At 43.1% G+C, this 22,361-nt stretch carries 3 protein-coding genes; 1 reads left to right on the forward strand and 2 read right to left on the reverse strand.

All coding sequences use genetic code 11. The annotated features are described in order from the left end of the window. Positions 1-64: 64 nt before the first annotated feature. A complete protein-coding gene (locus AY601_RS10990; RefSeq protein ID WP_068400612.1) occupies positions 65-2,509 on the forward strand; it encodes an outer membrane beta-barrel family protein in 2,445 nt (814 codons plus the stop codon). Between the two features lie 74 nt (positions 2,510-2,583). On the opposite strand, the gene AY601_RS10995 is transcribed toward AY601_RS10990, so the two are convergent. Continuing rightward, positions 2,584-4,353, reverse strand: a complete 1,770-nt coding sequence (locus AY601_RS10995; protein WP_068400615.1) for an ABC transporter ATP-binding protein — start codon at positions 4,351-4,353, stop codon at positions 2,584-2,586. A gap of 59 nt (positions 4,354-4,412) precedes the next feature. Further along, positions 4,413-22,343 carry a non-ribosomal peptide synthetase gene (locus AY601_RS11000; protein WP_068400619.1) on the reverse strand — a complete coding sequence of 5,977 codons (17,931 nt, stop codon included), beginning with the start codon at positions 22,341-22,343 and terminating at the stop codon, positions 4,413-4,415. Between the last annotated feature and the right edge of the window lie 18 nt (positions 22,344-22,361).

Raw genomic sequence — 22,361 nt, forward strand, 5'->3', positions numbered from 1 at the left:
GTTAAAAAGCATTCAAACAATTAAAAAAAACTCTACTTTCAGTCGATAAAACATAATCATCTGTATGAAAAAAAACTTCTGCTACTTATTTGTTCTGATCTTTTATTTAAGCATCTCTGCTAATAGCGGATTTTCACAGGAAAAGCCCATTTTTTTTGAATTAAAAGGAAAATTAATCAGTGATCAAAATCAAAAAATTGATGAGGTTACCCTTCATCTGTTGAATACCAATGATAAAAAATTAGTTAAAATAGAATACGTTACCCAATCCGGACAGTTCACCTTTGATAAGATCCCTAAAGGGAATTATATACTCGTGACACAAAGTATGGCTTATATTAAATATCAGTCAGCTCCAATTGAGCTCAATAAGAATACTGACTTGGGCACCATCAGGCTCAGTCCGTTAAGTAATAATTTAAAAGAGGTTTCTATTGCAGCAGTTAAACCATTTATCCAGCAGCAATATGATAAAACGGTAATCAATGTATCAAGTTCTATAGCGGCGGTAGGAAGTACAGCTTTAGAGGTGCTGGAGAAGGCACCTGGTATTACCATTGATCAGAATGATAATATAGCGATGCGGGGACGGCAAGGCGTACTGGTTATGATTGACGGAAAACTCGTTCCAATGTCAGGACAGGATCTTGCAAATATGCTGAGAAGTATGTCAGCCAATCAAATAGAGAAAATAGATTTGATCACCAATCCTTCTTCGAAGTACGATGCTTCGGGTAATTCTGGTATTATCGATATTAGATTGAAAAAAGGCAAAAATGATGGGCTGAATGGTAATGTCACGATGAGTTATAGCCAGGGAATTTATCCGAAGTTAAATCCTTCTATCAATATCAATCATAAGGTCAAAAACCTGAATATATTCGCTTCTTATAATTATTCTTTCCGGGAGGACATGACCAACCTTAAGATCTTCAGAAATTTCTATAACGCTTCTGATCAGGTAACAGGTGGTAATGACTTTGATAACTTTTTTAAGTTTACATCCAATAGTCATAATGGCCGTATAGGCGCCGATTACAATCTGGGAAAAAACACGATTATTGGCTTTGCTGCAAATGGAATATTCACTAATGGAAGTGTCCAATCGGCTAGTAATACCAATGATTTTAATGCAACTCATGAGCTTAACGGATCTTTAGCTACAAATGGTAAAACGCATCCTGTACGTAATAATGGAAGTATCAATTTTAACTTTAAGCAGGTCTTGGATACTGCGGGAAGAGAGCTGACAGCAGATTTTGATTATGCACGTTACCTCAACAACGATATTCAAAATTATCATACGCGGTATTTTGGCGTAGATGGTCTGCAGAGTAAAGATCCTTACACACTTTTTGGTGATCTGAAAGGCAAATTAAATATTAAATCTTTTAAAGTTGATTATACCCATCCTGTGAAAAGTATCGGAGCTAATCTGGAGGCGGGTATAAAGGCCAGCTGGGTAGAAGCTGATAATGATGTCGCATTTTTTGACAGAAGCAATGGCGGGAACATTCCGGATCTGGGAAAAAGTAATCGGTTCCTTTATGATGAGCAAATTAATGCAGCTTATATTAATGCATCAAAAAAATGGACGAAACTACACCTTCAACTGGGCTTAAGATTAGAAAATACCATTGCGAAAGGTACGCAAGTAACCAATAATGATAATTTTGATAAAAATTATACGCAGTTATTCCCAAGCGGCTATTTAGGGTATAAATTCAACAAGCAGAATGATCTTGGGATTTCTGTAAGCAGAAGAATTGACAGACCTTCCTACAGACAATTGAATCCTTTCAAAATATTTCTGAATCCATTAACTTATGCAGCAGGCAATCCATTTTTGAACCCGGAAATCACCACTTCAACGGAGTTGACCTATACCTTTCTTCAAAAATATACAACCAAATTGGGATATAGCAGAACAACAGATAATATTCTCAATGTATTGTCTCCGGACGTAGAACCAGGTACTGTAATTCAAACTTTCAGGAACCTGGCCAAATTCGACTATTATAATTTGAGTTTCAGTTTTCCAGTTACGATTGGCAAATGGTTTAATAGCAGTAATACGGCTTTGATGTATTATGGCGAATACAAAGGAAATCTGGTGAATACCAATTTAAATGCAAGCAGGCTTTCGTTCAATTTTAACTCCAGTAATTCGATCATTATTGATAACAATACCAGTTTGGAGGTTCTTGGGAGTTATCAGTCTAAGTCTACTTACGGGTTCTTGGAGGTAGGAAAATTCTGGTCTGCTGGCCTTGGTGCCCAGAGACAATTATGGAATAAGAAGGCTTCAGTTAAATTGAATATAAGTGATATATTTTATACCACTAAAATAGAAGGTGTTACCAAATTAACAGGTTATGGGGAACATTTCTTCCAGAAAAGAGATTCGAGAGTAGGCACTATCAGCTTTAATTACAGATTTGGCGGCCAGGGAATTGGTTCCAAAAGAAAAACAGGAGGTGCTGAGGAAGAGAAACGCAGGGCAAATTAAGAGGGATGAAAGGGATGATGCAGTGCCCTCAAAAAGTTAGATACTTTTTGAGGGCACTGCATCAGGATACACCCTCAATTTGTAAACTGCATTTCACTCAGGTTCTTGTACAACCCTCCGGTAACGCCAATCAGCTCACGGTGAGTCCCCTCCTCTACAATCTGTCCTTGATGAAGCACGATAATTTTATCGGCTTGCCTTACCGTAGCCAGGCGATGCGCGATCACGATAGAAGTACGTCCTTCCATCAATTTATCTAAAGCATCCTGTACCAGGCGCTCTGACTCTGAATCCAGTGCAGAAGTGGCTTCATCCAGGATCAGAATACGCGGTGCTTTAAGTACCGCACGGGCAATAGCAATCCGCTGACGCTGTCCACCAGAAAGCTGTATTCCACGTTCTCCTACTATCGTCTCCAATCCAAGCGGAAAACGCTGAATAAATTCCCAGGCATTGGCCTTTTCTGCTGCAGCAATAATTTCATCTTCAGAAGCTCCTCTTCTACCATAGCCGATATTTTCAGCTATCGTACCCCCAAAAAGAAAAACATCTTGCGGAACCACAGCAATCTGTGCCCTGAGCTCAGATAAAGGAATAGTCGCGCTGTCTCTGCCATCAAAAAATACGCCCCCCTCAACCGGATCATACAATCTCAACAATAATGACACTATCGTACTTTTACCAGCACCACTTGAACCTACAATCGCAACTTTCTGATTGGAAAAAGCCTCAAAAGACACGCCTTGCAATACATGAATATTTTCTCTGGTTGGATAATGAAAATGGATATTGCAGAAATTAATCTTTCCATGCAACTGATTCTCCGGCGCTATGGTTTTGAAGTCTGTAAGTGCTTCCACCGGCTCTTCCAGCAAATCAAAAAGATGGGTAGTTGCTCCAATACTTTTCTGTAAAGAGGTATAGACTTCCGCTAAACCGGTAATTGAACTGGCAATATATACAGCGTACAATAAAAAGGAAAGAAGTTCTCCTGAAGCTACCCCTGTTGTTACCCCCCGGTAAATCACCGCCACCAATGTCCCGAAGATTCCTACAATAACAAAAGCATCGAACAAGCCCCTATACTTGCCACCCCTCATGCCCAGTCTGGCCATTTCATTCGTTTGTCCGCGATAACGGCTTATTTCGAAAAACTCACTGACAAAAGCCTTTACACTGAAAATGCCCTGTAATGTTTCTTCTACAATCGTATTGGAAACCGCAACTTTATCCTGTACCTGCATCGCATATTTATTGATGAAACGGCCAAATACCTCAGCCAGCACTACCATAACAGGTAATAACAATAACATGAAAACAGTCAGTTGAAAAGAAGTAATCATCAGTAAAACTAAACCGCCAACGATAATAACCAGCTGCCGTACCAATTCTGCCAGTGTATTGTTAAATATTTCCTGCAATAGCGTCACATCTGCCGAAATTCTGCTGCTCAGCTCCCCTACACGTTTGTGAAGAAAAACATGCATTGGCATTTTCACCAGGTGGCTGTAGACCGTTTGCCTTAATGCTGCCAGTGTTTTTTCGGTAACATTCACAAAAAACACTACTCTGAAAAAAGAGAATATAGCCTGAATTGCCAGAATGCCCAATAATAACCACGCAATGTAGGTTGTTGCCCCCGAATCTATTCCCTGTTTACCACCATCAATTAATTGTCCGAGCAACTTAGGCAGGGCAAGACCAGATACGCTTGCAATCAGCAACAGGAACAGGCCCATGCCAAATTCCAGCCGGTATGGTTTTACATAATGGAGTAAACGAAATAAGGATTTAAGGGAATTACCCTTACGCTCTTTGTCTTTAACGAATGTCGAATTCTGCATTTTAAAAGCTTATAAATAGTTAATAGATTAGCCCGCCATATGGCGGGCTATATCCTTCTTTATCCCTTAAATTGTTGCAAGTATGCTGTTAATTCAGCTCCCAATACCTGTACGTGCGCATTTCCTACCAGTGAATCATGATCCCCCGGCACAGTAATAGCCTGCGTTGCCGCCGCAAAATTTTCCCAGCCCAGAGTCAAGCTATTTTCCTCCCACAGGGTTTCTTCGGCTTTTACAATGAAAAGACTGGCATTAATCTGCCCGGTAACTGTATATTCCAGAAAAGCATTGCTGATCACCAGGTTGAGTATCCTTAAAATAAAACTGGTATAATGCTGGTTGTTCCCAATATTCTCCAGAACAATTGGAGTAATTGCAGGCATTATTTTTTCCCGATCTGCCAAAGAAAATCCCTCTTTCAATTTCCAGATCCACTCAGGATAAGGTTTAGTGACGATACTTCCCAGTTCAAATACCAGCATGGCCAGTCTGAAAAGTACTTCCCCATTGTCATCACCTCCATGAAAAGAACTTTCCGTAGTCGTGTCTTTATCCAGAATGATCCCTGCTTGCACCTGTTCTCCAGCGGCTTCAAGCTGTTTGGTCATTTCGTGGATCAGGATTCCTCCCAATGAGTGGCCGATAAAACGGTACGGGCCAACCGGCTGTACTTCTTTCATCCATGAAATATTACGGCCAGCAATCACAGTCAGCTCTTGTTCAGGAGCTTCTCCTTCAAATACCCCCGGCATCTGCAATCCATAAAGCGCACAGGTTTCATTAAGCGCCTGCCCTAAAGCACTGTACACTTCACAAACCCCAGCTGCTCCCGGCAGCATAAATACAGGGAATGAAACCGGGCCGTCATTCAATAAGACCACGTGATCACTGTAGCGTTGGGCATCAGGCTGTATTCCGGTAGTTGCGCCGGAATCTTCTGTACGAAGCTGAATAAATTCAGCAAGCTGATGTATAGTTGGGTAATTGAAAATATCCTTTACCTGAACTTTCACGCCGATTTCCTTTTTGATCACAGAGATCAAGCCAATCACCAGCAATGAAAGCCCGCCAAGCTCAAAGAAATTATCATAAATACCGATTCTTGGAATGCCCAGCATATGTTGCCAGATCTCCGCCAGTTCTCCCTGCAAATGATTACGCGGGGCTACATATGCAGTGGTCAGCAATTCATTGGTATCCGGATCAGGCAGTGCTTTCTTGTCTATCTTTCCATTAGGCGTCAATGGAAGTTCTGCAAGTGTGATAAAGAACGAAGGCACCATATATTCCGGTAAAACTCCTTTTAACCAGCTCAGCATTGAATCTTTATCGTATGCCGGTTTTGTCGCCAGATAAGCTACCAGACGTTTATTTCCGTTTGCATCGTCCTTAACCACTACAACCGCCTGGTTGATCTCTTCGTATTGTTGCAATACATTTTCGATTTCTCCTAGCTCAATACGGAATCCACGAACCTTCACCTGATCATCCATACGGCCAAGATATTCGATATTTCCATCTGGCAGCCAGCGGCCAAGATCCCCTGTACGGTACATTTTGCCTGCTGCATGAAAAGGATTGGGAATAAACTTGGCAGCAGTCAAATCAGGACGGTTTAAATAACCTCTGGAAACCCCGATTCCTGCTACGCAGATTTCACCAGTCACCCCAATCGGACAAAGATTTAATTCATTATTCAATACATAAACCTGCAGATTTTGTATCGGACTACCCAGCGGGATATTAAGCTGTGCAGGAGTTTCATACATTATATAGTGACAAATATCATCCGAAGCCTCTGTAGGCCCATAAGCATTCACTACCGGGATACGTCCAAAATCAGGATGTCCGAACCACTGCGCAAGCAATGGCTGGCTAACCGTTTCTCCGGTAACCAGCAGATATTGCAGTTTTTCCAGCTTAGTGGTCAGCTCTTCACGCAGAACAGCAGTCAGGTAAGAAGGAACCAATTCTAAAATAGTTACCCCGTTCTCTTCTACCTTATCCAGCAATGCTGCAGGTTGTAACAACAATTCTGAAGGATAAATAATGGTATGCCCTCCGCTTAAGAGCGCCGAGAAGATCTGCCACACCGAGATATCAAAAGTGTACGAAGCTGTAAAAGCAACCACACTTTCTGCATTCAGCTGCAGGTCATTCACTTTGGCATACAAGTGATTCAGCATCCCTGCATGCTCCACCATCACCCCTTTTGGCTGTCCTGTAGAACCGGAAGTATAAATAACATAAGCCAGATCCCCTGGTTTTACTTCTCCTGCTGCGATCGCAACCGGATACCTGTCTATAATTGCAATATCCTGGTCAAGCAAGACCAGCGGGATATCGGATACCGTATAAATCCGGCTACTGATAGCTGCCGTAGTAATCACCATCGAGGCCTTCGTATCTCCCAGGATATAACTGATCCTTTCTGCCGGATAAGTCGTGTCCAGCGGCACATAAGCACCACCGGCTTTCATCACACCTAAAATAGCAATCACCATTTCTGCTGATCTTTCCAGGAAAAGCGGAACCAGTGTATCAGTTTTCACACCTTTACTACGCAGATAATTAGCCAGTTTCCCGGATGCTTCATCCAGCTTGCGGTAAGACCAGGTTTGCTGCTCAAACACGATTGCCGGGGTATCAGGCATAGTAGCAGCCTGCCCGATAAACAGCCCGACTAAAGTCTGTGTAGCTGGATAAGCAACGACTTTATTATTAAAAGTAACCAGCAATTGCTCCGCTTCCTGAGCGGTCATCAATTCGACTTCTTTCCAGGTCTTCACTCCTTTTTCCACCAGTTGCAGCAACACCTGTTTGAAATGCCCCATCATCCTGTCCACAGCCCGTGTATCCAGCAATTCATCATTATGAACAAATAGCAGGTTAGTCTCTCTGCCTGTAATCACGTTAATAGTGAGCGGATAATTGGTTTGCGGATGCACCACAAGATCACTGACTTCAAGTTCTCCGCCTTTTTGCAGATCAGATTCACTCACAGGATAGTTTTGGAAAACAATGGACGTATCAAAAAGATCACCTTTGATATTTGTCAGCCGCTGTATATCATTCAGGGTAGTATACTGATACTCCCTGCTTTCCAATTGGCCCTGCTGTATTTTCTGCAACCAGATACTGATATCCATTGACAGATCCACGCTGATATAAAGCGGCAACGTATTGATATACATGCCCACTTTTCTTTCGATACCTGGCAAATCTTCAGGACGTCCCGATACAGTAACCCCATAAATTACGTCAGTACGGCCGGTATAGCGATATAAAAGATAAGCCCATACCCCTTGCATCAGAGAATTAACCGTTAAATGTTGTTGTTTTGCATAAGTTGAAATCTGTTCAGTCATGACCACATCAAACGTGGTGATACTTTCGTTCATCCCAACTCCGCGGGTACGGTCTGCTGTTGCGCTTACAAAAGGAAGCAAACATCCTTCTTCTATTGGGGCCAGATAATTTCTCCAGTAACCTGCGGTTTGTTCTTTATCCTGCTTTTCGATAAAACGGATATAATCTTCATATCGGTCTGCTGGTTGCTCTTCTACAGGTTTTTCTGCCTCCAATTGTTCATAATTAGCAAACAATTCAGCTAACAGCACAGGTACAGACCAGCCATCCAGCAGAATATGGTGGAAGCTCCAAAGCATTCTGTATTGCGTATCAGAAAGCCGGATCAGACAGATCCTCATCAGTGGAGCCGCTTTCAGGTCAAATCCTTTAAGACGGTCTGCCTGCTCAAATTCTGCTATCGCTTTTTCCTGCTCCGCTGCACTCTTGCCGCGATAATCCAGCAGTGTTGATAAAAGCGCTGCCTCTTGATAAACACACTGTACAGGGATAGAGAATACATCATGGTAAAAACCTGTCCTTAAAATACTATGCTGCTTAATCAGGATTTCCCAGCTCCGGATAAATTTGTCCGTTTGTAAGTTTATCAGGTCACAGGAAAGCTGTTCTGTAAATGCCCCCTGTTCGTTGTACAACTCATGGAACAACATTCCTTCCTGTAAACCACCCAAACGGTACAGACTTTCCAGCCTTGCTTTTCTTGGCACACCCTGATCATCCTCTTCCAGAAACTTGTCCAGTTCGTTTACCGTAACCAAACCATTCAGCCCATAATCAAACGGCGTAAAGGCTGGTGAGACCTGTTCAGCGCAATGGCTGATCAGATTTTGCAATTGCTCCATGTACAAGTCAACGAGTATATCAATATTAGCTTCGTCATAATGTTTGGTGCTATAACTCCAGTCAAATAACAATTCACCACCCTGGATCATCGTATTGACAGACAATTTATCGGTAGCCGGGTAATCTGCAGAAACACTGTCACCCGCCTGTTCGTTAGCCATTCCGATTTCTCCCTGTTCACTGACCATGTTATCCAATTGCCCAAGGTAGTTGAATACAATATTCCAGGAACCCTGCCCTTGCAAGGCAGGTAATTTCTCTATATATTTCAATACACCAAAGCCAATTCCTTTTGCTGGTATTTTTCTTAATTGCTCTTTAACTGATTTCAGCGCATACCCGATATCTCTGCCTGCTTCTGTTTCAAGGGATACAGGATAAAGATTTGTAAACCAGCCTACAGTGCGGCTGGTATCGATACCCGCCATAATATCTTCGCGTCCGTGCCCTTCCAGTCCGATTGAAATTCGTGAAATCCCACTCCATTTTGATAAAGCTACAGCCAGTGCACTTAAAAGTACGTCATTGATTTCTGCATGATAAGCCTGTAATACCTCCTGCAATAAACGCTGTGTGACTATATTATTCAGCCTGGTCACTTTAGTCCCCATATCATTCAGCGTTAAACGCCCTGTGTAGTCATGGTCTTCTGGCAATGGAACATAATTTGCTGCAACATCTATCCAGTAGGCATGTTGTTTGGAGATCGTTTTTCCATAGCCTTCCAGTGCCTGATACCATTGACGGTACGAAGCACTTTTACTGCCCAGAACAGACACTGCATTTTTGCCCGGCTGTTTGATCAGCAATCCAAGGTCTTCCAGTAAAATCCGCCACGAAACCCCGTCTACTGCAAGGTGATGCACAAGAAGTAACAAACGGTTATCCTGATCTTTTTCGGGAGTTAAAAACAATAAACTCCGGAAAATGATACCCTGTTCAATATCCAGACTGCATTGTGCCTCCTGGCCAAATTGTTTGATTGCAGCAGCTGCGTCTGCCGTGGTCATTTCTCCCAGATCTATGGTTTCCATTGCCCCGGTATAACTTCCGTAAGCTTGCTCCCAATGGTTCTCATTTTTAGTATAAGTAAACCTTAACGCATCATGATAATAGGCTAGCTGCAATACCGCATCAGAGATTACAGCAGGATTTATCTGCTTGGAAACCGTTAACAACACATGCTGATTAAAGTGCGATACAGCAGGAGTTTCCAAATCAAAGTACCATTGCTGAATAGGCAATAACCCACTGTTACCAGTAAGGAAGCCCTCTTCAGCGTAAGAAACCACATGCGCTCTTTCTTGCAGTAACTTAGATAATCCGGCTATAGTTTGCTGTACAAATAAATCTTTTGGCTGGAATTCATAACCAGCTCTTTTTGCCCGGCTTACTACCTGGATCGTAATGATGGAGTCCCCACCCAATTCAAAGAAATTGTCATGGATACCAACCTGTTCCAGACGAAGCAGATCCTGCCAGATTTCTACCAGCGCTTGTTCTGCCGGCGTGCTTGGCGATGCATAACTTTCAGTCAGTAAAGTACTGATATCCGGCTCAGGCAACATTTTCTTGTCTACTTTACCATTGCTGGTTAAAGGAAGCTGATCAAGAGACACCCATAATGCAGGAACCATATAATCCGGTAAACGATCTTTCAGATAAGCGATCAGCCCACCTTTATCAAAGGGACCCTCCGGTACAATATAACCCACCAGTTGTTTATGCCCGCGGTCATCAGATTTAACTAAAACCACTACATGTTTCACCCCTGCATTTTGTTGTAATACATTTTCGATCTCCCCTAATTCAATCCGGTAACCCCGTATTTTCACTTGATCATCAATACGGCCAAGGTATTCAATATTGCCATCCGGTAACCAGCGTGCAAGATCTCCGCTGCGGTACATCCGGCCTCCGTAATTGGTGCTAAAAGGATTCGTTACAAATTTCTCTTCCGTTAGCGACTCCCGGTTCAGATAACCAGTTGCAAGCCCCACACCGCTGATACAAAGCTCTCCAGGTACACCAACAGGACTAATTTTATTGGCTGCATTCAAAATATAAAGCTGTGTATGGCTCACCGGAATACCAATCGGAGGTGCAGATTCACTATATTCAGCAGAGAGTTCATAACTCGTTGTCACCACACTATTTTCTGTCGGACCATAATTATTGATGATCTTATAACTTAAGCCATCCATATTTACAGCAGCCAGTTTATCACCTCCCGCAAGCAAATATTTTAATTCCAGCACGCGGTTTCTACTCGCTTCAATAAACTCGGGAATCAGGATCGTAGACAGGAAACTATGCGTAATACCCTGCTCCATATAATAATCCACGAGCCCGGATGGTGATAACCTTTGTTCATCATCCACCACATAAAGCGCTGCTCCTATACTTAATGCCGGCCATATTTCCCATCCAAAAGCATCAAAACCCACTCCTGCCGCAGTTGTAGTTTTACTATCCCTGGTGAGGTGATAACGTTCATGGTGCCAGTTAATCAAATTGGAAAGTCCCGCATGCGTGATCTTCACGCCTTTAGGCTGACCTGTAGAACCGGAAGTATAAATTACATAAACCAGGTCTTCCAGCCCAATATGGAGCAACGGAGCTGTAACCGGATACTGTTTAAGTTCGGCTGTTAAATCTTCGGGATGAATAAATTCAAGCCCTTTAACGCTCCCTAAAGCAGCTGATATTTTAGCGTTACAAATCAATAAATCAGCGCCGCTATCCGCAAGTATATACTGAATCCGGTCTGCCGGATAACCCGGATCGATAGGAACATAAGCCCCGCCCGCCTTCAGAATAGCCAGCATAGTCACTATAATACCAGCCGATCGTTCCTGGCAAACCGGTACTAATGTGCCTTTGGTTACCCCTTTTTTACGCAGGTAATGCGCAAAACGTGAAGATTGTTCATTTAGTTCGCGATAACTCATCACCTCAGTTCCTGTAATTACAGCAGGATGGTTAACTTGTGTGGCTGCCGCTAAGGCAAAAAGCTCAACAACACTCTCAGAAGGTAAAAGAGAGATGTTTTTAGCGTTAAAATCATATAGAATCTGCTGTTGTTCTCCAGCAGTCAGTAAATTAAGTTCTCCAACTTTCAACGGTTTAACTGCCGAAGCGATTTGCTCCAGTATAGTCTTCAAATGATTTGCGATCGATTTTACATAATGCTGTGTGATCAGGTTATTATGACTTAAAAGGAAGTCAATCTGTTTTCCAGCCATGATGATCACACTTAATGGATAATTAGTATGCTCTTCGGAGGATACATTTTCCAGTTGTAATTTCCATGGTTTGGTGTTCAGTGTCTCACTTACCGGATAATTCTCAAACACCAGCAGCGTATCAAACAGATCACCCGTAATCCCCGACAGACGCTGTATTTCACTCAGACTATTGTATTGATAGGCTCTGCTTTCTAATTGCTCAGATTGAATCTGTTGTAATCCCGCAGCAAAATCTTGTGTCAAGTCAATTTTCCCGTGTAATGGTAAGGTATTGATATACATACCGACCGCACTTTCTACACCAGCCAGGTTCTCAGGACGCCCTGAAACGACCACACCGAAGGCTACATTTTTTCTGCCCGTATAACAAGACAACAAATAAGACCAGACACCTTGCATCAGCGTATTGATCGTTACCCGGTTTTGCTGCGCATACCGTGTTAAGCGTGATGTAAATTCGGCATCCAGCTGAAACATCTCTTCCCCATAACCGCTATGGCTTTTTGTCCGGTCGGCTGAGTTCATTACAAAAGGTAATAAACTGGCTTCTTCCAATCCATTCAGATAGTTCCGCCAGTAAGTGGTTGCCTGCTCTTTATCCTGACGCTCAATGTAACGGATATAATCTTCATAACGGTCTGCGGCAAGCACTGGCATTGGCTTTCCACTAACCAGGTTTTCATAATTAGTGAGCAGTTCTTCCATCACAATTGGCATAGACCAGCCATCCAGCAGCACATGGTGATGGCTCCATAACATATAATAACGTTCATTATCCAGTTTAATAAAACAGATGCGCATCAATGGAGCTGCTGTAAAATCAAAACCTTTCTTAAGATCAGCTGCTTCATAATCACCAACATACTGTTCTTGCTCAGTACTATTCAGCTGACTGCAATCCAGTATGTCTACTGGTATTTTCACTTCATGGTAAACGCATTGTACAGGTATTTTAAATTCATTGTAATTGAATCCGCTGCGCAGGATACTATGACGTTTTAAGATCCCATACCAGCTTTGTACAAATGCATCTATATCGGGTTTGATCAGTATACAAGAAAACTGTTTACTGTAAGCTCCAGCCTGATCGTCGTATAAACTATGAAACAACATTCCTTCCTGTAAACCACTTAAACGTGATATACTTTCTAATTGTAAACGGCGTGGAGCCCCGTTGTAAGTTGCATCCAGAAACTTGTCCAGCTCTTCATTAGTAATCTCTTCACCCAGGTTATAATCTGAAGGCGTAGACACAGGAAGTTCTACAGCAACCGCATGGGTAATCAGTTTTTTCAGATTTTCAAGATAGGAATCAGCTATTTCAGTTAAAGCAGCTGCTGTGAAATGACGGTTGCTATAACTCCAGTTCATCCTTAATTCCCCACCCTGTATCATACTGTTAACAGACAGCAATTCTCTGACCGGATAACTCTCAGCGGTCGAACTGCCTGTAGCTTCAGTGGCACCAGACAAGTTCGTATTTCCTTCTTCCTGAACCAGGTTATCCAGCTGACCGAGATAGTTAAATTCTACTTGCCATGGATCAACTCCCTGTAAAGAAGGGACCCGGTCAATATATTTTAAAACACCAAAGCCCAGACCTTTATCTGGTATCTGGCGAAGTTGTTCTTTAACATTTTTCAAATGTGAGCCATAATCTGCACCGGCAGCAACAGACAGCATAACAGGGTATAGATTAGTAAACCAGCCAACCGTACGGCTAATATCAATACCAGGAATAAAGTCTTCCCTGCCATGACCTTCCAGCCCTATGATCACCTGTGCATGCGCGTTCCATTGCGTTAAAGTCAATGCCAATGCAGTTAACAATACATCATTAATTACAGTATGGTAAGCACGGGGCACATCTTGTAACAACTGGCGGGTAAGCGCCGCATCCAATACAACAGTATGCTGCTCAATATCCGCGCCCGTCAGTATTCCTGACCATTCCTGAACGGTACGCATGGGTTGAGCGGCTGCAACTGTGTGCTCCCAATACCGGCGTTGCTGCTGTACCGATTGACGCGCGCCATAGGTGACCAATGCCTGGTACCACTGGCGGTAAGAAGTAGTTTTATAAGATGGAAGGGATTCTTTTGACAATAACAATTCCAAATCTTCCAACAGAATACGCCATGAAACCACATCTACAGCAAGATGGTGCACCACAAGCAATAACCTGTTTTTCAACTCTGTATCAGGAGTCAATAACAACACAGTACGCAAAACAATACCTGTAGTAAGTTCCAGACTGGTTTGATACTGTGCATTGTGTTCCGCAATGACAACAGGTAAGTCTGCAGCCGGGATATGGCGCAGGTCACAGATTTCAAGCGCTCCGGCATAATTGCCATAAACCTGTTTCCAGCCATCGGTGGTTTGTTCATAACTAAACCGCAATACATCATGTGCTGCGATCAGCTGACTGATGGCAGAGGATACCACCTCTACCGGCACATTCTTTCCGATAGAAAGCAATACATCCTGGTTGTAATGAGAAATTTCAGTAACCCCGGATTCAAAATAATGTTGCTGAATTGGCAGCAAACCACTCTCTCCTTCTAACAGCCCTTGTTCACCGGATGCTGCACTTTCTGCTTCAGTTAAAAGACTGGCCGATAATCCTGCAATCGTCTGGTGAACAAACAAATCACGCGGATGCAAGCTGAAACCTGCGCGGCGTGCCCTACTGACCACTTGAATCGTAATAATCGAGTCTCCACCCAGTTCAAAGAAATTATCATAGATCCCAACTTTCGGGATATGCAATAGTTCTTGCCAGATCGTAGCCAGAATCGTCTCCTGTTCATTACGCGGAGCGGTATAAGTACCCGTCTGTAAAGAACCCATATCCGGATCAGGTAGACCTTTACGGTCTATTTTACCATTCCCCGTTAACGGCAACTCATCAAGCGCAACAAAAAGACCAGGAACCATGTACTCCGGTAAGTGATTTTTAAGCCAGCTTACCGTGGCTTCTCTGTCGAAATCACCTTCAGTAACGACATAAGCGACTAAACGTTTATTGCCACTCTCATCAGTTTTCACAATTACCGCAGCCTGCACGATCGCATCGTGCTGCTGTAAGACATTTTCAATCTCTCCAAGCTCGATACGGAAACCACGGATTTTAACCTGGTCATCGATACGGCCAAGATATTCAACCGTTCCATCAGGTAACCAGCGCCCTAAGTCTCCCGTGCGGTACATCCTGCCAGTTGCTTCAAAAGGCGTGCGTACAAAGCGCGAAGCAGTCAGGTCTGCCCTGTTCAGATAACCCCTGGACACCCCGATTCCTGATACGCAGATCTCACCCGGTACCCCCACTGGGCAAAGCTGATCACCAGAAGACAACACATAAATGCGCATATTCTGTACCGGTTTTCCTACCGGGACATTGATCCTTGAGGGCGTTTCATACATGATATGGTGACAGATATCATCTGATGCTTCAGTAGGCCCGTAAGCATTGACAACCGGGATACGCCCGTAATGCGGATGCGCAAACCATTGCGCCAATAAAGGCTGGCTGACCGCTTCACCTGTCACTAATAAGTAAGACAATTTGTTTAACTGAGCCAATGTATTCTCCTGCAAGACAGCATTTAAATACGAAGGAACCAATTCTAAAATGGTAATTTCATCAGTTTCTACTGCATCAATCAGAATTGCAGGCTCCAGGATTCTTGCTGAAGAATAGATTACGGTTTTACCTCCGCAAAGCAAGGCTGAGAACAGCTGCCATACCGAAATATCAAAAGTATAAGAAGCCGTAAAGGCAACTACCGTTTCTGCTGTTAATTGTAAATCATTGATTTTCGCATAAAGGTGATTCAGCATACCAGCATGCTCTACCATTACCCCTTTCGGTTTCCCGGTAGAACCAGAAGTATAAATCACATAAGCCAGATCACCAGGTTTTGCAGGGTTCAATGGTGCAGTCGCTGCCCATGTACTGATCTTATCCCAATCGGTATCTAGCAAAATAGTATCTGCTGAAGCAAATGCCCCGATACTTGTTTTCAAATCGCTGCTGGTCACTACAACCAAAGCGTTGGTATCTTCCAGCATGAAACTGATCCTTTCTTCCGGATATCCAGGATCAACCGGAACGTAAGCTCCGCCGGCTTTCAGCACACCCAGGATAGCTACGGCCATCTCTGCCGAACGTGCTAAACAAATCGGCACTAAGGTATCAATAACCACTCCTTTGCTGCGCAGATAACCTGCAAGCTGATTAGAACGCTCATCTAATTCCTGATAAGTATAAACTGTGTCTTCAAAAACGATAGCAGGTGATAACGGATAGTTTAAAACCCGCGCTTCAAAAATGTCTATCACAGTTTGCTCCTGCGGATAAACGCGGTCCGTATCGTTAAAGGTTTTGAGCAGCTGCTCACTTTCCTGTGCATTGAGCAATTCAATAGCTGCCAGTGTACCTGTTTCATGAATCAGCAATTGCTGTAACACCTGTTCACAGTGGCCTGCGATAGCTTCTACATAATTTTTCTCTATTAAACTGCTGTTATAGCTGAACATGATCCCCAATTCTTCTCCAGCCGAAACAATCAGGCTCAGCGGATAATTTGTCTGTTCCTGCATAGCTGCATTTTCCAGTTCCAGATGACCAGAAGATCCTTCTACAACTTTACTGGGCGGATAATTTTCAAATACAATTAAACTGTCAAAAAGATCACCCTCTACTTTAGCCCAGCGCTGAGTAACATTTAGTGGGGTATGCTGATACTCCCTGCTTTGCAGCTGGTTCATCTGCAACTCCTGTAACCATTGTGCAATTCCAGCCGTAATATCTACTGAAGTATACAAAGGCAGCGTATTGATATACATCCCTATGGCCCATTCTACGCCAGGAAGATCTTCCGGACGACCAGAAACCGTAACCCCGAAAATCACATCAGGACGGCCGGTATACCGGTACAAAAGATAAGCCCACACCCCTTGCATCAGGGTATTTGTAGTGATACGGTTTCTTTGCGCAAAATGGAAAAGTTTAGCAGAGCTCGCAGCATCTAACCTGAAAGGTAATTCGCGGTACACCCCAATTCCTTTGTTCCGGTTTACTGTTGTATTGACAAAAGGTAATAAACAACCTTCACTCACCCCTTTCAGGTAATTGCTCCAATAAAGCATCTCCTGTTCCTGATCACGGCGCTCTGTATAACGGATATAATCCTCATAGCTATCTTTTGAGATCACCGGTAATGGATCACCCGCAAACAAAGCTTCATAAGCCATCAATAACTTCTCCAGCAAAATAGGGATAGACCAGCCATCGAGCAGCATATGATGAAAATTCCAGAGTAAACGGTGACGTTTATCATCCAGGCGCATCAGTGTAATACTGATCAATGGCGCTGTTTCAAAGTCAAATCCTTTTAATTTACTATCAGCCTCATAAGTTATAATCGCCTGATTTTGTGCATCTTCATCAAGACCACTATAATCAAGCAGGGTAACTGGTAAAGCAACTTCACGGTACACACACTGTATAGGAACTGAAAATCTATCATAATAAAATCCAGTTCTCAAAATACTGTGGTGATGTAAAAGATATTCCCAGCTTTTCAAAAATGCAGGAACATCCAGGTTCAGTAACTCCCCTGTAAACTGCTCAATGTAAGCACCTGCCTGTCCATCATAGATACTATGGAACAACATTCCTTCCTGTAAACCACTCAAACGGTAAATACTTTCAACATTAGTGTGGCGTGGAGAACCGTTATAGTCTTCTTCCAGGAAATTATCCAGCTCTTCATTCGTAATTTCACCCCCAAGATTATAATCAGACGGTGTAAAAGAAGCATGTGGCTTATCTGCACAATGCGCAATCAGCTTTTCAAGATTTGACACATAAGAATCCGACAAAGACTGAATCCCCTGCGCAGTAAAATACTGTGTACTGTAAGTCCAGGTTATAGCCAGCTTACCGCCCTGAACAATACTATTTAAAGATAGTTTTTCACGCACAGGATAAGTTTCGTGTACATCCGTACCTGAATTTTCATTAGCCCCATCCAAAAGATCTTCTGTGCTGACCACATTGTCCATCTGGCCCAGGTAATTAAAAATAATATCCCAGGGTTCTTTTCCACTTAGTGAAGATACCTTGTTGATATATTTAAGTACACCATACCCAATCCCTTTGTCCGGAACCAGGCGAAGCTGCTCTTTTACAGACTTTAACAAGCTTCCTAAATCAGCACTGTCCTCTACTTCCAGTAAAATCGGGTACATACTGGTAAACCAGCCAATGGTACGGCTGGTGTCTATACCCTCCGCAATATCTTCACGCCCATGTCCTTCCAGTCCGATAGAAACCTTGCGATTGCTGTTCCATGCGGAAAGTGTAAGTGCAAGTGCACACAGTAATATGTCGTTAATCTCTGTATGATAAGCTCTTGGAGAGTCTTGCAACAACCGCTTGGTCATCGCCTGATCTAAAGAGACCGTATAACTCGTGGTATCGGCCAAAGTAAGGCCTCCATCTGATTCTTTTTCAGTTCTTAAAGGATAATATTCAGTCCTTGCATTTTCCCAGTAAGCTTGCTGATTCAGCAAGCGGCCGCGCTGCCCATACTCTTCCAACGCACTGTACCACTGGCGATAGGAACTACTTTTGTGACTTAATACAATAGCCGCAGGCTGTCCCGGATGTAACAACAATAATCTCAGGTCTTCGAGCAGAATACGCCATGACACCCCATCAATAGCAAGGTGATGACTCACAAATAAGAGCCGGTGATTGTTGTCTGTTGCTGGTGTTAACAGCAGAACAGCTTTAAAAAGCACGCCCTTTTCTATAGCAAGACTGCCCTGTACCTGTTCACAGCTGTCTTCTATAGCCGTAGAAAGTTCCGATGCCGGCAATTGCTGTAAGTCAACAATTTCCAGCTGACCTGCCTCATGGCCATATATTTGTTCCCAGCCGTTGGTACCTGAAGCATAAGAAAAACGAAGTGTATCATGGAATTCTACCAGCTGTGTCACCGCATCCGAAAGAGATCCAACATCTGTATCCTTATCTATAGTCAATAAGATATGCTGATTAAAATGAGATGGAAAAGGGCCTGTCTGTTCAAAGAACCATTGCTGGATAGGCAATAAACCTGCTATTCCACTCAATTTCCCTTGTTCGGCTGTAATCTCAGTGTTTTTACGCGCTAAAAGTAGTGCAGCAAGTTTTTCAATAGTCTGATAAATAAACAGATCCTTCGGCTGTAATTCATAACCAGCCCGTTTGGCCCTGCTTACTGCCTGAATAGTAATAATGGAATCGCCCCCTAACTCAAAAAAGTTATCATGGATCCCTACCTGCGGTACACTCAGTAAATCCTGCCAGATACCAGCGATAGTCTGCTCCATCAAATTGCGGGGCGCAGCGTAAGCATTGGAAGAAACAAGGATATCTGATGGTTCAGGCAAAGCCTTTTTATCGGTCTTACCGTTAGCTGTAAGCGGCATTTCTGTTAACGGGATCCACAATGCCGGCACCATATATTCCGGCAGTTTATCTTTCAGATAAGTCATAAACTGATCCCGGTCAAAAACATGGGCCGGTACCACATAACCGATCAGACGCTTATTTCCCAGCTGATCAGCTTTGGCCAAAACTACGGCTTGTTTAACTAAACCGCTATTTTCCAAAGCACTCTCTATTTCTCCCAATTCTATCCGGTAACCGCGAATCTTCACCTGGTCATCAATTCTGCCCAGAAATTCAACGTTACCATCTGCTAACCAGCAACCCAGGTCACCAGTTCTATAAAGCATTTCTCCTTCATTAAAAGGATTGGCTACAAATTTCTCCGCAGTCAGTTCAGGGCGATTCAAATAACCACGCGATAAACCCGACCCACCCAAATAGATTTCACCACGCACGCCTGCCGGCACCGGGTGTAAATAGTGATCAAGGATATAAACCGTACGGTTATCCAATGGACGGCCGATAGGGATACTGCCTCTGTTATCAATAGTATAAGTTAGGGAGAAAGTGGTGTTTTCCGTTGGGCCATAACCGTTAATCAGCTGAATATCAGGATAAGTCTCCTTCATCTTGCTGACGTGTTTATCCGATAATTTCTCTCCTCCGGCCATGATCACCGAAAGTCCCTCAAAAACACTAATATCTGTGTCTATCAACTGGTTAAACCAGCTGGACGTGAACCACATTTTAGTAACCCCGTGAATCCGTATTTCTTCTTTCAGTAAGCTGCTGTCCAGTAATTTATTTTCCGGACAAAGTATCAATCTGCCGCCATTAAGCAGCATACTCCAATATTCAAACGTGGTGGCATCAAAGGATGGTGAGCCCGTTGACAGTAAAACATCCTCCTTGCTTAAAGAAACATAAGTCACATTTTTGACCAGGCTTACGATATTACCATGCATCACCAGCACCCCTTTAGGCATACCGGTCGAACCTGAAGTATAAATAACATAAGCCAGATTTTCTGCTGTAAGGCTGAGGTTAAGCGGCCTTTTTGAATGTGCCCCGATCTCCTGCCAGTCCTGATCTAAAAGGATTACCTCCACATGATCTGCCAGCTGTATTAATTTGGCCTTACTGCTGTTGTCTGCAATAATTACACTGGCAGCGGTATCCGTTAAGATATAGCTGATCCTGGTATCCGGATATTCAGGATCTATAGGCACATAAGCAGCGCCTGCCTTTAGTATTCCAAGAATACCTGTCATCATTTCCAATGACCTGCTCAGACAGACAGGTACCAGCGTTTCAGTGGTTACCCCTTTAATCTGCAGGTAATGAGCCAATTGATTCGCCTGCTCATCTAATTCTTTATAGGTCATCGACCGGTCTTCAAAAACGATAGCAATCGCGTCTGGTGTAGCCGCAACCTGCGCACTGAAATGATCCAGTACAGTTGCGCCATCTGGTTTTAACAGGCTATCTGCTGCTGAGAAAGAAAAAAGCAATTGTTTTTTTTCAGCAGCATCCAGCATTTGTAAATTGCTGATTCTTTCAGCAGGTGTCTCCACAATAGCCTGTAACAGCTGTTTAAAGTGGACCACCATGCGCGCAATCGTTTCTTCGCGGTAAAGATCTGTACAGTATTCAATCGCACCAGAAAACCCTTCTGCTGTTTCACGAAGGGTGAGCGTAAAATCAAACTGTACCTTAGTCTGCTCCATCGGCTCTGCTGAAAGTACCACATCCTGTAGCTCCAAATCACCGTCTCCAGGGATATTCAACAGGGTAAAACAAACCTGGAATAGTGGGTTACGGCTCAAATCACGTTCTTTCACCACAGCTTCCACTATTTTTTCCAGTGGAAGATCCTGATGCTGATAAGCATTCAGCGTTGTATCTTTTACCTGTTGCAGTAAAGCTTCAAAGGAAGGATTTTCCCCAAGATCACTGCGCAAGGCCAGCGTATTCACAAAAAAACCAACTAAACCTTCTAATTCCTGCTGCGTCCTTCCTGCTGTAGGTGAACCAACGCAGATATCATGCTGACCCGTATACCGGTACAACAAGACCTTAAACGCAGTAAGCAAGGTCATAAACAGCGTTGAATCATGCTTGCGGGATAAAACATTTAGTCTATCTGCCAGACCAAGGTCCATCACAAACTCAATAACTGCACCTTTTGAACTTTGAACTGCCGGACGTATAAAATCAGCAGGCAAAAACAATGTAGTTACCTCACTAAGTTTCTTTTTCCAGTAATCCAGGTGGAATTTCTCTACCTGTTCAGAAACCTGTTCCCGCTGCCAAACCGCATAATCTGCATATTGTATGTCAAGCTTAGGGAGCTCAACCGGTCTTTTTTCTATACCCGCATTATACCCCTCAATCAATTCATTTACAATAATCCCCAGAGACCAGCCATCCGAAGAAATATGGTGCATCGTCACTGACAATACAAACTCTTCTTCTCCAAGGACGAACAGATAAGCACGTAACATATGGTCAGCCGCCAAGTTAAAAGGCGCATCTGTCAGCTCTTTAATCCCTGTTCGTAAAGCATTTGCATCATTTATGTAAAGAGGACTGTCAACGACAGCCAGCTTCCATTTATTTGCTGGTAAAATATGCTGATATGGTTTGCCATCTTCTGTAAGTATCACGGTTCTTAATACTTCATGACGATTTACGACCCCTTTCAGCGCCAGTTCCAGCACTTTTTTATCCAGCTTACCCTTCAGCCTTAAAATAGTTGGAATATGATACGCAGTACTGCCTTCCAATTGATCCAGGAACCAAAGACGTTCCTGACCAGATGAAAGTGGAATATGTTTGATTGTCCCCCTTTTAAAAGGTACAATATTATTTTCATCAGCAACAACTGTGGCGGCGCTATGCTTTTTGAAATAAGTGATCAGGTGTTCTTTCCTCAGCTTCAATTCATCCATCAAACTGCTGTCTATCACCTGATCTTTGTGCATTTTAATTTTTAGCCGGTCGTCATCTAAAGTAATCTTGATACCAACATTATTCGCTTTATTCAGCAGCTCTACAACATCTATTAAATTAAAATTGGGCATAATTATGTTTTTTATAGG

Origin of the sequence: Pedobacter cryoconitis, assembly GCF_001590605.1 — a bacterium.
Classification (GTDB): domain Bacteria; phylum Bacteroidota; class Bacteroidia; order Sphingobacteriales; family Sphingobacteriaceae; genus Pedobacter; species Pedobacter cryoconitis_A.

Bases quoted from the DNA above. Each gene is read 5' to 3' on its own strand.
- AY601_RS10990 (WP_068400612.1), top strand. From the start codon at position 65: ATGAAAAAAAACTTCTGCTACTTATTTGTTCTGATCTTTTATTTAAGC.
- AY601_RS10995 (WP_068400615.1), bottom strand. From the start codon at position 4,353: ATGCAGAATTCGACATTCGTTAAAGACAAAGAGCGTAAGGGTAATTCC.
- AY601_RS11000 (WP_068400619.1), bottom strand. From the start codon at position 22,343: ATGCCCAATTTTAATTTAATAGATGTTGTAGAGCTGCTGAATAAAGCG.